Below are 12,839 nucleotides of genomic sequence, written 5' to 3' on the forward strand. Positions count from 1 at the left end.
TGCCCGGAGTTACCGGCGGTGACCACGCCGACGCGCTTGGCGCCGATGAAGCCCTTGTTGGTTTCAACGCCAATGACCGCGCCGTTTTCCTTGCGAAAACCGATCACTTCGGTTTGCTGGATCAGGTCCACGCCCAGGGCGTCGGCGGCGCGGGCGAAGCCCCAGGCCACGGCATCGTGGCGGGCCACGCCGCCACGGCGCTGAACGGTGGCGCCGAGGATCGGGTAGCGGGTGTTCTTGGAGCAGTCCAGGTACGGGATTTCAGCCGCGACCTGGGCGGTGTTGAGCAGCTCGCCGTCCACGCCATTGAGGCGGTTGGCGCTGACGCGGCGCTCGGAGTCGCGCATGTCCTGCAGGGTGTGGCACAGGTTGTAGACGCCGCGCTGGGAGAACATCACGTTGTAGTTGAGGTCCTGGGACAGCCCCTCCCACAGCTTCATGGCGTGCTCGTACAGGTGCGCCGACTCGTCCCACAGGTAGTTGGAGCGCACGATGGTGGTGTTGCGGGCGGTGTTGCCGCCGCCCAGGTAACCCTTCTCGATCACCGCGACGTTGGTGATGCCGTGTTCCTTGGCCAGGTAGTAGGCCGTGGCCAGGCCATGGCCGCCACCGCCGACGATGACCACGTCGTAGACCTTCTTGGGGGTCGGCGTGCGCCACATGCGCTGCCAGTTTTCGTGGTGGCTGAGGGAGTGCTTGAGGAGGCCGAAGCCCGAATAGCGTTGCATGGTCGTCTGCTCCACTCAGCGGTAAACAGGGAAGTCGGCGCACAGCGCAGCGACGTTCTTCGCCACATCGGCTTCGACGTCGGCATCGCCGAGGTTGTCGAGCACGTCGCAGATCCAGCCGGCCAGGGCGGTGCACTGGGCAACCTTGAAGCCGCGGGTGGTGACGGCCGGGGTGCCGATGCGCAGGCCCGAGGTAACGAACGGCGACTGCGGGTCGTTGGGTACGGCGTTCTTGTTGACGGTGATGTGCGCGCGGCCCAGGGCGGCGTCGGCATCTTTGCCGGTCAGGCCCTGGCGAATCAGGCTGACCAGGAACAGGTGGTTGTCGGTGCCGCCGGAGACCACGTCGTAGCCGCGGTCGATGAACACCTGGGCCATGGCCTGGGCATTTTCGATCACTTGTTTCTGGTACGCCTTGAAGCCGGGCTCCAGCGCCTCCTTGAAGCACACGGCCTTGGCGGCGATCACGTGCATCAGCGGGCCGCCCTGGGCGCCGGGGAACACGGCGGCGTTGAGCTTCTTCTCGATCTCTTCGTTGGCCTTGGCCAGGATCAGGCCGCCGCGTGGGCCGCGCAGGGTCTTGTGGGTGGTGGTGGTGACCACGTCGGCGAACGGAATCGGGTTGGGGTACAGGCCGGCGGCGACCAGGCCGGCGACGTGGGCCATGTCGACGAAGAGCAAGGCGCCTACCTTGTCGGCGATGGCACGAAAACGCGGGAAGTCGAGGGTCTTGGAGTAGGCCGAGAAGCCGGCAACGATCATCTTCGGCTTGTGCTCGACGGCCAGGCGCTCGACTTCGTCGTAGTCGATCAGGCCGGTGTTGGTGTCGATGCCGTACTGCACGGCGTTGTACAGCTTGCCCGAGGACGACACCTTGGCGCCGTGGGTCAGGTGGCCGCCGTGGGCCAGGCTCATGCCCAGGATGGTGTCGCCGGCCTGCAGCAGGGCCAGGTACACCGCGCCGTTGGCCGAGGAGCCGGAGTGCGGCTGGACGTTGGCGTAGTCGGCGCCGAACAGCTGCTTGGCGCGCTCGATGGCCAGCGCCTCGACCTTGTCGACGTGCTCGCAACCGCCGTAGTAGCGCTTGCCCGGGTAGCCTTCGGCGTACTTGTTGGTCAGGCCGCTGCCCTGGGCCTGCATCACGCGCTTGCTGGTGTAGTTCTCCGAGGCGATCAGCTCGATGTGATCTTCCTGGCGCTGTTCTTCGGCATTCATCGCCGCCAGCAGTGCGTCGTCATAACCCTGGATCTGGTCTTGCTTGCTGAACATCATGTTTCTCCCGGCAGCGATCTGTTCTTGTCTGTAAGGCACTGTGGCCCTTTGTGGCGATGGTATGACTGGCCGGGGTGGGTCAGATGCCTGCGCACGCCTTGCAATGGCGCGTTTACGACATTGGCTTTTGGGTTGTTGGTGCCGGCCTCTTCGCGGGGCAAGCCCGCTCCCACAATTGTTTGCCGTATGCAGGGCCATTGTGGGAGCGGGCTTGCCCCGCGAAGGGGCCGGCACAGCTTGTATAGGCAACCGTTTCAGCAATGGTTTAGAGTGCGCTTCTGCGTCGTTCAAAGGACCGTGCCATGACAGACAAGAGCCAACAATTCGCCAGCGACAACTATTCCGGCATCTGCCCCGAAGCCTGGGCCGCGATGGCCAAGGCCAACACCGGCCACGAACGCGCCTACGGCGACGACCAGTGGACCGAGCGCGCCTCGGAGTACTTTCGCAAACTGTTCGAAACCGACTGCGAGGTGTTCTTCGCCTTCAACGGCACCGCCGCCAACTCCCTGGCCCTGGCCTCGCTGTGCCAGAGCTACCACAGCGTGATCTGCTCCGAGACCGCCCACGTCGAGACCGACGAATGCGGCGCGCCGGAGTTCTTCTCCAACGGCTCCAAGCTGCTGACCGCGCCCAGCGTCAACGGCAAGCTGACGCCCGAATCGATCCGCGAAGTGGCGCTCAAGCGACAGGACATCCACTACCCCAAGCCGCGCGTGGTCACCCTCACCCAGGCCACCGAAGTGGGCACCGTGTACCGCCCCGACGAGCTCAAGGCGATCAGCGCCACCTGCAAGGAGCTGGGCCTGAACCTGCACATGGACGGCGCGCGCTTCAGCAATGCCTGCTCGTTCCTGGGCTGCAGCCCGGCCGAGCTGACCTGGAAGGCCGGCGTCGATGTGCTGTGCTTTGGCGGCACCAAGAACGGCATGGCGGTGGGCGAGGCGATCCTGTTCTTCAACCGCGACCTGGCCGATGACTTCGACTACCGCTGCAAGCAGGCCGGGCAGCTGGCGTCGAAGATGCGCTTCCTGTCCGCGCCGTGGGTGGGGTTGCTGGAAGATGACGCCTGGCTGCGCCATGGCGCCCACGCCAACCGCTGCGCGCAGTTGCTGGCGTCGTTGGTGAGCGATCTGCCGGGGGTGCAGTTGATGTTCCCGGTGGAGGCCAACGGGGTGTTCCTGCAGATGCCGGAGCCGGCGATCGAGGCACTGCGTGGCAAGGGCTGGCGCTTCTATACCTTCATTGGCAGCGGCGGGGCGCGGTTCATGTGCTCGTGGGATACCGAGGAAGCCAGGGTGCGCGAGCTGGCGGCGGATATCCGCGCCATCATCGGCGCCTGACAGATCGCCATCGCCGGCAAGCCGGCTCCCACAGGTACCGCGCTGCACGCGAAGGCAGTGGTTTGCCCTGTGGGAGCCGGCTCGCCGGCGATAGGGCCACCACCGACCCAAAGCCTGAGCCGCTAGCAGCGGAAATTCACACAATCATTGAAAGCTACGCCCACATCCAGACCGTACCCGCGCCGTAAGAATTGGCAAGGCATCATTTCCATAAATTGCTCGGGAAACTGTTCATGTGTGCTGATCTTGAAGTGTTCTTTTTCGATACTCCCATCATCCAGCCTGAGGTCAAGAAGCTCTTGTTGTCCTGCCAAAGCGGCGATCTCTTCCACGGCGTGCAACACCGCCCCCCTTACCTGTTCGAGTATTCGGCCAAGGGCGATAAAGGCATCTGGGCTGTCAAAGGCGCCTACGACTGGTATTCGCAGCCCCCACGGCGCGGCCGCTCGATTGCAAGGCCGGGTGTGCGCGTGCTGCTCAAGCATGTCAACGAGCCGATCGGCGAAATCGTCACAGCCGAGCACATGCGCCAGGCACTCCATGCCTTGCCGCTAGGTGCCATTTTCAAACGTGACGATGAGTTCCTACGGGTTCTGAAAAGAACCATTACGCTCAACAACGCGGACTCGGCCGAACTTGAAGTAACCGTCGAAAACACGTAAACCCAAGGCCTTGGCCAGCTGCCCTGTCGGGCACTGGCCAAGGCAAACGGATCAAAGCCTGAAGCCCCCCATCTGCCGCGCCAGGTCATCAGCCAACCCACGCAACGCCTTACATTCCTCGCGGCACCCCTGCACTTCCGCCGCCGTTTCCCTGGCCAGATCGGATATCCCCTGCACCGTGCGGTTGATTTCCTCGGTCACCGCCGACTGCTCTTCAGTCGCCGTGGCCACCTGGTGGTTCATGTCGCTGATGTGCTCCACCTGGTCGGTGATCGCGCCCAACGATGAGCCAGTACGCTGGCTGAACTCCACGCCACTGCCCGTGGCCTGCTGCCCCGCCTGCATCGACGTCACCGCCGACCCCGCGCCCTGCTTGAGCCGCTGGATCATCTGCTGCACCTCATCGGTAGACAGCTGCGTGCGCCGGGCCAGGGTGCGCACCTCATCGGCGACCACGGCAAAGCCTCGGCCCATTTCCCCTGCCCTTGCGGCCTCGATCGCGGCATTGAGCGCCAGCAGGTTGGTCTGCTCGGAAATACTGCGGATCACCGCCAGCACCTCATCGATCGAGGCCACTTCACCGGCCAGCTGGCCGACCGCATCCGCCGCCTTGCCGATGTCGCCCGACATGCCTTCGATGCCCTGGATCGAGCGCTGCACCACATCGCGCGCCTGCAGCGCCTCGTCGCGCGCCGCTTGCGAGGCTTGCGCGGCATCGCCGGCATTACGCGCAATTTCCTGCACGGTCAGGCCCATCTCGTGCACGGCAGTGGCGACCATCTCGGTCATTTCCTGCTGCCGGCCCGAGCGCTCGGCCGTGTTGTCCACCACCTGGGTCACCTGCTCGACGGCAACGTGCAGGCGCTCGGTGGTGCTCAGCACTTCGCCGATCAGGCCGCGCTGGCTGTCGAGAAAGCGGTTGAAGCCGCGGGCCAGGTCGCCCAGTTCGTCCTGGCGAGAATCATCCAGGCGGTGGCTGAGGTCACCCGCGCCGCTGCCGATCTGCACCAGCGCCGCCGTGACCCGGCGGATCGGCTTCACCAAGCCGCGCGCCAGCCATACCACCAGCAGCAGCGAGAGCAGCGCCACGGCGCCGCCGATCAAGGTGGTCAGCCACAGCGCCTGGTGCATCTGCGCGTAGATTTCCGCCTCCGGCACCTCGGCGACCAGGGTCCAGTTCAAATCGCGCAGGGGCAGGCCCAGGGCAAGATAGGCCTCGCCGTCGCGCTCGAAGCGGTTGCTGCGCAAGGTCTGGTCGCCGGTGAGCAGCGCCTGGGCGGCGGGTGCGTCGAGCTGCTCGGCCAGTTGCCGCTTGCCGCTCAAGGCAGGGTCGGGGTGCACCTGGATCAGCCCGTCGTTGCGCACCAAAAAGACCTTGCCACGCTCGCCGAAGCTGAAGTCGTGGATCAGCTTCGACAGCTCGCTCATGCGCAGGCCCATGCCCGCCACGCCCACCAGCTTGCCGTCCTTTTCCACGCGGTAATTGATGAACAGCGCAAGCTCGCCTGTGGAGCCATCGATGTCGATGTTGAGCACGCGCTCGGCACCGCTGTCGATGTAGCGGTAGAACCAGCTGTCGTGGGGGTTTTCGCGGCTGAGGGTACGGTCGAGGCCTTTCTCGTTGTAGTAATGGCCCGTTTCGGTCGCGGCGAACATGGTCGTGAAGGCGTGGTTGCGTTGCCTGGCGGCTTCAAGGTACTCGATGAAGCGGGGGCGCTCGGCGGCGTCCTCACCGGCTGCCAGCCAGTCGCGCAGCAGGGTGTTGCCACCAATGTCGGCGGCGGCCACCAGGGGCTGGCCGAGCATGCGCTCGATGTCGTTGCGGATGGCTTCGACGCTGGCCGGTAGCGCCGTGTCGAGCAGATAACGTTCGGTCAGGCGGTTGAGCGCCACCGTGAAAATCACCACCACCACCAAGATGCTCGCCAGTAGGGCAGCGCCCATGCTTGCGATCAACTGCCACTGGATGCTTTTACGCCAGATCCGCATGCCCCACTCCCCGTTAATTATTGTTTTACGGAAAGTGTATACACTTGAGTATCCAGTTATTCCAGTGATCTGCAGCAAACAAGTGCACCTTGTAGGAGCGGATTTATCCGCGATGCGGTAGTGGATTCACTGACGCAATCGCGGATGAATCCGCTCCTACAAGGCCGATGTCGTGTGCTGGTTATTGTTCGGCGATGGTCCGAACGATGGCGTCCACCGTGGCGTCGATCTGCGCCTGGGTCCGCTCGAGGGTCTGCTGGTGTTCCTTCTGCAGTTCGACCTGCTTGGAACACAAGTTGAGGGCCGCCAGTACCAGCAGCTTGTCGCCGATCAGGCTCGGGTACTGACGCTTGGTCTCGGCCAGGGCGGTGTTGAGCATCCGCACTGCCTGCGCCAGGGTTTCTTCCTGGCCTTCAGGCGCCTTGATCGAATAGTCGCTGCCGAGGATCGACACGACATTGATCGGCTGCGCTTGCAGTCTCATGCGCCGACGACACCTGCGCTGGCGCGGTCAACCAGCGCCTGGATACGGGCAGCGGTCGCGCCGTGCTTTTCTTCCTGCTCCATCAGCGACAGCTGCAGGGTCTCGTTTTCTTCCTTGGCCTGGGCCAGTTCCTGGCCGAGGGAGGTGTTCTGCTCGGTGAGTTGAGCGTTTTTCTGCATCAGGTCGCTGACCAGTTGCTCGAGTTGATTCAGGGAAGCTTCCAGCATGGGGATATCTCGGGTTGTTGCAAAGGGCGCACACGATAAAGAAAAGTGTGAGCCATCGCCATTAAATAACGGATTCTCAAGGTTTCTTACCGCGAGATTGACAGGGTATCCGGCCCCTTGTTCCGACATGGGTCAACCGCCGGTCAGGTAAATAGATAGCTGCCTCACAATTTTCGCCGCTCGCACTCAAGACTCACCGGACACGACCGATAGCCCAGGTACGTCTTATTTTGTCGCATGGATTGCGCCCTCTTTCCTTGCCTGGACTCTTCCCCCATGTCTCTACGCAACATGAACATCGCCCCGCGCGCCTTGCTCGGCTTTTCGCTGATCGGCGTGCTGATGCTCGGCCTCGGCATCTTCTCGCTCATGCAGATGGGCAACATCCGCCAGGCCGGCATTGCCATCGAGGACATCAGCATCCCCAGCATCAAGACCCTGGACGAGCTGACCGCGCTGAACCTGCGCATGCGCACCCTCTCCTACCGCCTGCTGCTCAACCGCGAGCCTGAGGTGCAGCGCGACACCCTCGACCTGCTGGACCAGCGCAACGCCCAGATCGACCGCGCCCGCCAGGCCTACCTGCCGATGATCGGCGCCGCCGACGAGCAGGCGGCCTTCGATCAGTACACCCAGCTGCTCAGCCAGTACCGCCAGCTGGAGGCGCGCATGCGCAGCCTGAGCCAGGCCAACCGTACCGATGAGCTGCGAGACCTGCTCAACCGCGATCTTTTGGCCAACTCCGAGCAGATCAACAAGGTCATGGACACCCTGGTCAAGATCAACACCGACCAGACCCGCGACACCAACGACACCGCCGCCAGCCAGTACGCCGCAGCCTTCACCCTGGTGATCGGGCTGCTGGTCGCCGCCACCGTGCTGACCTTCCTCTGCGCCTTCCTGCTCACCCGCAGCATCGTCAAACCGATCGACGAAGCGCTCAAGGCCGCGGAACAAGTCGCCGACGGCGACCTGACCCACGTCATCCGCGCCGAAGGCACCGATGAAGCCGCCCGCCTGCTGCGCGCCATGGCCCGCATGCAGGACAAGCTGCGCGACACCCTGCAACTGATTGCCGGCTCCGCCACCCAGCTGGCCTCGGCCGCCGAAGAGCTGAACTGCGTCACCGACGTGAGTGCCCGTGGCCTGCAGCAGCAGAACAACGAAATCGAACAGGCCGCCACCGCAGTCACCGAGATGACCAGCGCCGTGGAAGAAGTGGCGCGCAACGCCGTGAGCACGTCCGAGGCGTCCGGCGAAGCCAGCCGCTCGGCCGGCGATGGGCGTGACCTGGTCATGGAAACCGTGGGCGCTATCGAGCGCATGAGCGGCGACGTGCAGGCCACAGCGCAGCTCATCACCCACCTGGCCGAGCAGTCACGCGATATCGGCAAGGTGCTCGACGTGATCCGTGGCCTGGCCGACCAGACCAACCTGCTGGCCCTGAACGCGGCCATCGAGGCCGCACGCGCCGGTGAAGCCGGCCGTGGCTTTGCCGTGGTCGCGGATGAAGTGCGCGCGCTGGCCCATCGCACCCAGCAGTCGACCAGCGAGATCGAGCGGATGATCGGCAGCATCCAGGGCGGCACCGAGCAGGCGGTGGAATCGATGCGCACCAGCACCGAACGCGCCGAGTCGACCTTGAACATCGCCCGTGGCGCGGGCTTGGCGCTGGACAGCATTGCCGGGGCGGTGGCGCAGATCAACGAGCGCAACCTGGTGATCGCCAGTGCGGCGGAAGAGCAGGCGCAGGTGGCGCGCGAGGTGGATCGCAACCTGGTGAACATCAATGACCTGTCGGTGCAGAGTGCGACCGGGGCGCATCAGACCAGCGCCGCCAGTGCCGAGCTTTCGCGCTTGGCAGTGGACTTGAATGGGCTGGTCGCCCGCTTCAGGACCTGATACCGCTGGGGCCGCGTTGCGGCCCATTCGCCGGCAAGCCGGCTCCCACAGGAATCGGTGCAGTACTGCTGCCACTGTGGGAGCTGGCTTGCCAGCGATTGGGCTGCAAAGCAGCCCCAAAATCTCGGATCAGTAATCGATCCGCACATCCCCTTTCGGCACGCTGCAGCACGACAGGATGTAGCCCTCGGCTTCATCCTCTTCGGTTATCCCGCCGTTGTGCTCCATCTCCACCTCGCCGCCCAGCTTGAGCACCTTGCAGGTCCCGCAAATGCCCATGCCGCAGGCTTTGGGGATCATCAGCCCGACTTTCGCCGCCGCCGCATGCACGGTCTCGCCCGGGGCGACGCGGATGCTCTTCTCGCTGCCGATGAACTCCACCAGGTTGAGGTCTGCGGCCGCCACTTCCGGTGCGTCGGCAGCCTGCTCGGCGTGCTCCACGGCGTCGGCCTTGGCTTCGGCCGGCGTCGCGCCGAACGATTCCTCGTGGTAGTTCTTCATGTCGAAACCGACCGCTTCGAGCATGCGCTTGACCGCGGTCATGTACGGCGTCGGGCCGCAGCAGAACACCGTGCGCTCCATGTAGTCGGGCGCAATCAGCTCCATCAGCCGCTGGTTCAGGTAGCCACGGTAGCCCGCCCAGGGCTCGCCCAGGCCGTGCTTCTCGCAAATGATGTGCAGGCTGAAGTTGGGGATGCGCGACGCCATCTGCTCCAGTTCGCGGTGGTAGATGATGTCCTTCGGTGAACGGGCGCTGTGCACGAAGACCATGTCGACATTGGCATTGGTGTCGTAGAACCAGCGCGCCATCGACATCACCGGGGTGATGCCGACGCCACCGGAGAGGTACAGCACCTTGCCCGCCGGGAAGTCGATGGCGTTGAACAGCCCGACCGGGCCATGCACCGGTAGCTCCGCGCCTTCGTGCATGGTGTCGTGCAGGTGGTTGGAGACCAGCCCGCCGGGCACGCGCTTGACGGTGATCGAGAAGCTGTAGGGCACCGACGGCGAACTGGAGATGGTGTACGAGCGCATCACCGGCTTGCCTTCGATCTCCAGCTCCAGGGTCACGAATTGCCCAGGCTTGAAGAAGAACATGATCGGCTGGTCGGCCATGAAGCAGAAGGTGCGCACGTCCCAGGTCTCCTGGATGACCTTGACGCAGCGCACGATGTGGCGGCCGTTGGCCCAGGTCTGGGTGCTGACCGGATTGAGGAAGGTATCGGACATGTTCTTCTCCAGCGGCCGACAATTGGCCTTTTTATGGCTGGGATAATGCGCAAGCTGAAGGCGACGTACATTCCTGCCTGCGACATCGGCGTGCTTATCGCGACCAGCCCCGTGCTACAAGGGCTGGGGCGTCGTAATTCAAATCGGCCATGTCGCCCATGGATACGGTTCGCGCCGCCTTCGGACGCACACTCCACGGCAAAAGAAACGGCTGTTCGCGACACACAGCCTTGCGGCACCACAACAACGATTAGCCACCTTTTGCCGGCCGCACACGGCCCCGAGGAATACACGATGGACGTCACCGCAACCCTGAGCCTGGGCGATCCACTGGAACCTGCACGCAAGGCCACCGCCCAGATGCTGCAGACCCGCGAGCGCACCTACTCGCTGCCCCAGCCTTTCTACACCGACGAGCGTCTGTTCCAGATCGACATGCAGGAGATCTTCCACAAGGAATGGCTGATCGCCGGCATGACCTGCGAGATCCCGGCAAAGGGCAACTACATCACCCTGCAGATCGGCAAGAACCCGATCATCGTGGTGCGCGGCGCCGAAGGTAAGGTGCATGCCTTCCACAACGTCTGCCGCCACCGCGGCTCGCGCCTGTGCGTCAGCGAGAAAGGCAAGGTGGCCAAGCTGGTGTGCCCGTACCACCAGTGGACCTACGAGCTGGACGGTCGCCTGCTGTTCGCCGGCACCGAAATGGGCGCCGACTTCGACATGAACCAGTACGGCCTGAAACCGGTGAACGTGAAGGTCGCCGGCGGCTACATCTTCATCAGCCTGGCGCAGAACCCGCCTGCCATCGATGAGTTCCTGGCCACCCTGGACCACTACATGGAGCCCTACGAGATGGACAACGCCAAGGTGGCGGTGCAAACCACCTTGATGGAAAAGGCCAACTGGAAGCTGGTGCTGGAAAACAACCGCGAGTGCTACCACTGCAACGGCTCGCACCCCGAGCTGCTGCAAACCCTTCTGGAATGGGATGACACCAACGACCCGCGCGCCAGCCAGGACTTCAAGGACCACGTGGCCGCCTCCGCCGCCGCCTGGGAAGCCGAGAAGATCCCGTACCTGCACAAGAGCCATGGCCTGCGTAACCGCATCGTGCGCATGCCGCTGCTCAAGGGCACCGTGTCGATGACCATGGACGGCAAGCAGGCCTGCCAGAAGCTGATGGGCCGCATCAAGAACCCGGACCTGGGCTCGATGCGCATCCTGCACCTGCCGCATTCGTGGAACCACTGCATGGGCGACCACATGATCGTCTTCACCGTGTGGCCGATCAGCGCCCAGGAAACCATGGTCACCACCAAGTGGCTGGTGCACAAGGATGCTGTGGAAGGTGTGGACTACGACCCGGAGCGCATGCGCAAAGTGTGGGAAGCCACCAACGACCAGGACCGCCGCCTGGCTGAAGAGAACCAGCGCGGGATCAACTCCAGCGCCTATCAGCCCGGGCCTTACTCGAAGACTTACGAGTTTGGCGTGGTGAACTTCATCGACTGGTACAGCGAGCGCGTGCTGGCCAACCTGGGGGCGGAGCCTGCGCCTTACTTGAAAGAAGTGCAGGCGCAGTAATGAAGATTGCCGTCTGACACGCGTGCAAGCCGTGTCAGACGGTGTTTCTGCGAACAATGGCCCTATCGGGTGTTTGGCGTATGTTCTGCATCGAGATAGCGGCCTGTGTTGATTCTCCCGATTGGCGCCACGCACGGTATGCCTCCCGCGCTGTATGGCGCAGTCTGCGTACTAGTTGCCCTGCTTGCCTACCCATATAGTCGAGAGCCTCCCCCGCCATCCGCAGGCCGGTTACTTCCACGAACGTACCGTATGCGACGCTGCTCGCCGCAACGCCTGGCGATCCAATCAACTGCCAAGTCTCTCGTGCGGTGTTGAAGTTGCCCGAGACACCACCCACGATGTTCCCGTTAGAGCCAAATACACCTATCGCATTGCCAACGCTCATAAACGTTTCAGGAGCCCAACCGGTCTCGATCCCCAACAGCGTATTGCCCGAAATTCCGGAAGCCGATGTCACCAAGAACGAGGTGTTGCTGATGCGATTCAAAAAAGGTGTAGGTGTATAGGGTGAATTTGAATCAAATTGATGCTGCAAGCGTGAAACTTCATTCCTGGCAGTTCTGACAATCGCCCCCAAGCCAGTAACCATGCTTGAAAATGCGCCGAGCACGCGCTGCCAGAACTGCGCCCCCGGATCGATCCTGTTGACCGGGTCCCCCCCGCAGTACGCATAGCTATTCAATCCCCCTCGATCGAATGGGCTGAGGCTATCAGGGCTCAGGAATCTCATCAGCGTCGGGCTGTATGAACGATGGCCATTGCCCAAGGGATAATTGCCTGTAAGCGGGTCATGGCGCTGACCGCAAAAACCCAGCGCCGGCGCTGAGGTGGCTTTGCTGAACCCGTAAGGTGAGTAAGCGCGCAGACCTTGTAGCACCGAGCGCTGCCGATCTGTAGTCAACAAGCAAGCCTTCATGAGTTATCCACAGTTTTGGACGGATGCGGATACCGTAGCGCTGGCTGAGGTGTTTTCCTACTGGCATAAATATCAGGCAGATCACTGATCATTTTTTGACCGAATCTTCCAAAGCACCATGTTTGCTGGGCTGTAGCGGACTCCATACACCTTATCCACAGAGACACCAACAGAGTTTGTGCGTAAGCGATGAGCATTGACTCATCACCTTGTGCATAACCTGCCCAAGGCTCTGATTTGAATGGATCTGCGAGCTTGATTGACGAATCGCTCATTTTTTGATCACATTCGTACAAGCCACGGCCTACAGGGCATTCAGCCGCTACCGAACAGATTATCCACAGACCCGCTAACAGCGATTGTGGGCAAAAGTCGGCCACTTCTTCAGCTCTGCGCTCCGGCTGTGAATAAACGCCACTGGCTGTTTTTTGATCAAAACCCTGTAAGCCACGTGAAACGGTACCTACAGCCATACGCCAACACTTTATCCACACCC

12 protein-coding genes and 2 pseudogenes are annotated in these 12,839 nt (G+C 62.8%); 5 read left to right on the plus strand and 9 right to left on the minus strand.

Annotation, left to right across the window (positions count from 1 at the left end; genetic code table 11):
• Both B3E94_RS10095 and B3E94_RS10100 read right to left on the minus strand, forming a co-directional pair.
• The coding region (locus tag B3E94_RS10095; RefSeq protein ID WP_286913377.1) for an FAD-dependent oxidoreductase at nucleotides 1–728 on the minus strand (728 nt) is incomplete at its 3' end.
• A gap of 15 nt (nucleotides 729–743) precedes the next feature.
• Entirely contained in the window at nucleotides 744–1,997 is a 1,254-nt protein-coding gene (locus B3E94_RS10100; protein WP_176516228.1) for a serine hydroxymethyltransferase, read from the minus strand.
• A 305-nt stretch (nucleotides 1,998–2,302) separates the two neighbouring features.
• Between B3E94_RS10100 and B3E94_RS10105 the strand changes: the two genes are divergently transcribed.
• On the plus strand, nucleotides 2,303–3,343 hold the full coding sequence (locus tag B3E94_RS10105) for a low specificity L-threonine aldolase (RefSeq protein ID WP_236237017.1): 1,041 nt from the start codon (nucleotides 2,303–2,305) through the stop codon (nucleotides 3,341–3,343).
• Between the two features lie 233 nt (nucleotides 3,344–3,576).
• On the plus strand, nucleotides 3,577–4,005 hold the full coding sequence (locus tag B3E94_RS10110) for a hypothetical protein (protein WP_286913378.1): 429 nt from the start codon (nucleotides 3,577–3,579) through the stop codon (nucleotides 4,003–4,005).
• Between the two features lie 51 nt (nucleotides 4,006–4,056).
• Here the strand turns inward: B3E94_RS10110 and B3E94_RS25545 are convergent, their stop codons facing one another.
• The 4 genes and pseudogenes from B3E94_RS25545 to B3E94_RS10125 all read right to left on the minus strand — a co-directional run bounded on the left by B3E94_RS25545 (nucleotide 4,057) and on the right by B3E94_RS10125 (nucleotide 6,705).
• Nucleotides 4,057–4,794, minus strand: coding sequence for a methyl-accepting chemotaxis protein (locus B3E94_RS25545; protein ID WP_373874201.1), 738 nt, complete (start codon nucleotides 4,792–4,794; stop codon nucleotides 4,057–4,059).
• A gap of 126 nt (nucleotides 4,795–4,920) precedes the next feature.
• Nucleotides 4,921–5,994, minus strand: a pseudogene (locus B3E94_RS25550) (HAMP domain-containing protein); the annotation flags it as partial.
• A gap of 181 nt (nucleotides 5,995–6,175) precedes the next feature.
• The gene (locus B3E94_RS10120; protein ID WP_008089653.1) at nucleotides 6,176–6,478 is read right to left on the minus strand and encodes a cell division protein ZapA; all 303 of its coding nucleotides are present in this window, start codon (nucleotides 6,476–6,478) and stop codon (nucleotides 6,176–6,178) included.
• Entirely contained in the window at nucleotides 6,475–6,705 is a 231-nt protein-coding gene (locus B3E94_RS10125) for a hypothetical protein (RefSeq protein ID WP_176516221.1), read from the minus strand. The genes B3E94_RS10120 and B3E94_RS10125 overlap by 4 nt, the downstream gene beginning before the upstream one ends.
• A gap of 291 nt (nucleotides 6,706–6,996) precedes the next feature.
• Here B3E94_RS10125 and B3E94_RS25555 point away from each other — a divergent pair.
• Nucleotides 6,997–7,752, plus strand: a pseudogene (locus B3E94_RS25555) (MCP four helix bundle domain-containing protein); the annotation flags it as partial.
• Nucleotides 7,744–8,607 (plus strand): methyl-accepting chemotaxis protein, encoded by an 864-nt coding sequence (locus B3E94_RS25560; RefSeq protein WP_373874202.1) that lies wholly within the window; start codon nucleotides 7,744–7,746, stop codon nucleotides 8,605–8,607. The pseudogene B3E94_RS25555 and the gene B3E94_RS25560, both read left to right, overlap by 9 nt.
• Nucleotides 8,608–8,736: 129 nt before the next feature.
• Here the strand turns inward: B3E94_RS25560 and gbcB are convergent, their stop codons facing one another.
• Nucleotides 8,737–9,837, minus strand: a complete 1,101-nt coding sequence (gene gbcB, locus B3E94_RS10135) for a glycine-betaine demethylase subunit GbcB (protein ID WP_176516219.1) — start codon at nucleotides 9,835–9,837, stop codon at nucleotides 8,737–8,739.
• 294 nt (nucleotides 9,838–10,131) lie between these two features.
• On the opposite strand from gbcB, the gene gbcA reads away from it, so the two are divergent.
• A complete protein-coding gene (gbcA, locus tag B3E94_RS10140; protein ID WP_286913383.1) occupies nucleotides 10,132–11,424 on the plus strand; it encodes a glycine-betaine demethylase subunit GbcA in 1,293 nt (430 codons plus the stop codon).
• 34 nt (nucleotides 11,425–11,458) lie between these two features.
• Here the strand turns inward: gbcA and B3E94_RS10145 are convergent, their stop codons facing one another.
• Complete coding sequence (locus B3E94_RS10145) at nucleotides 11,459–12,343, minus strand: RHS repeat-associated core domain-containing protein (RefSeq protein WP_286913384.1); 885 nt, start codon at nucleotides 12,341–12,343, stop codon at nucleotides 11,459–11,461.
• Nucleotides 12,340–12,816 (minus strand): hypothetical protein, encoded by a 477-nt coding sequence (locus B3E94_RS10150; RefSeq protein ID WP_286913385.1) that lies wholly within the window; start codon nucleotides 12,814–12,816, stop codon nucleotides 12,340–12,342. Before B3E94_RS10150 ends, B3E94_RS10145 begins: the two co-directional genes overlap by 4 nt.
• Nucleotides 12,817–12,839: the final 23 nt, after the last annotated feature.

It is taken from the genome of Pseudomonas sp. UBA6315 (genome assembly GCF_002438125.1).
Taxonomy (GTDB): Bacteria; Pseudomonadota; Gammaproteobacteria; order Pseudomonadales; family Pseudomonadaceae; genus Aquipseudomonas; species Aquipseudomonas faucium.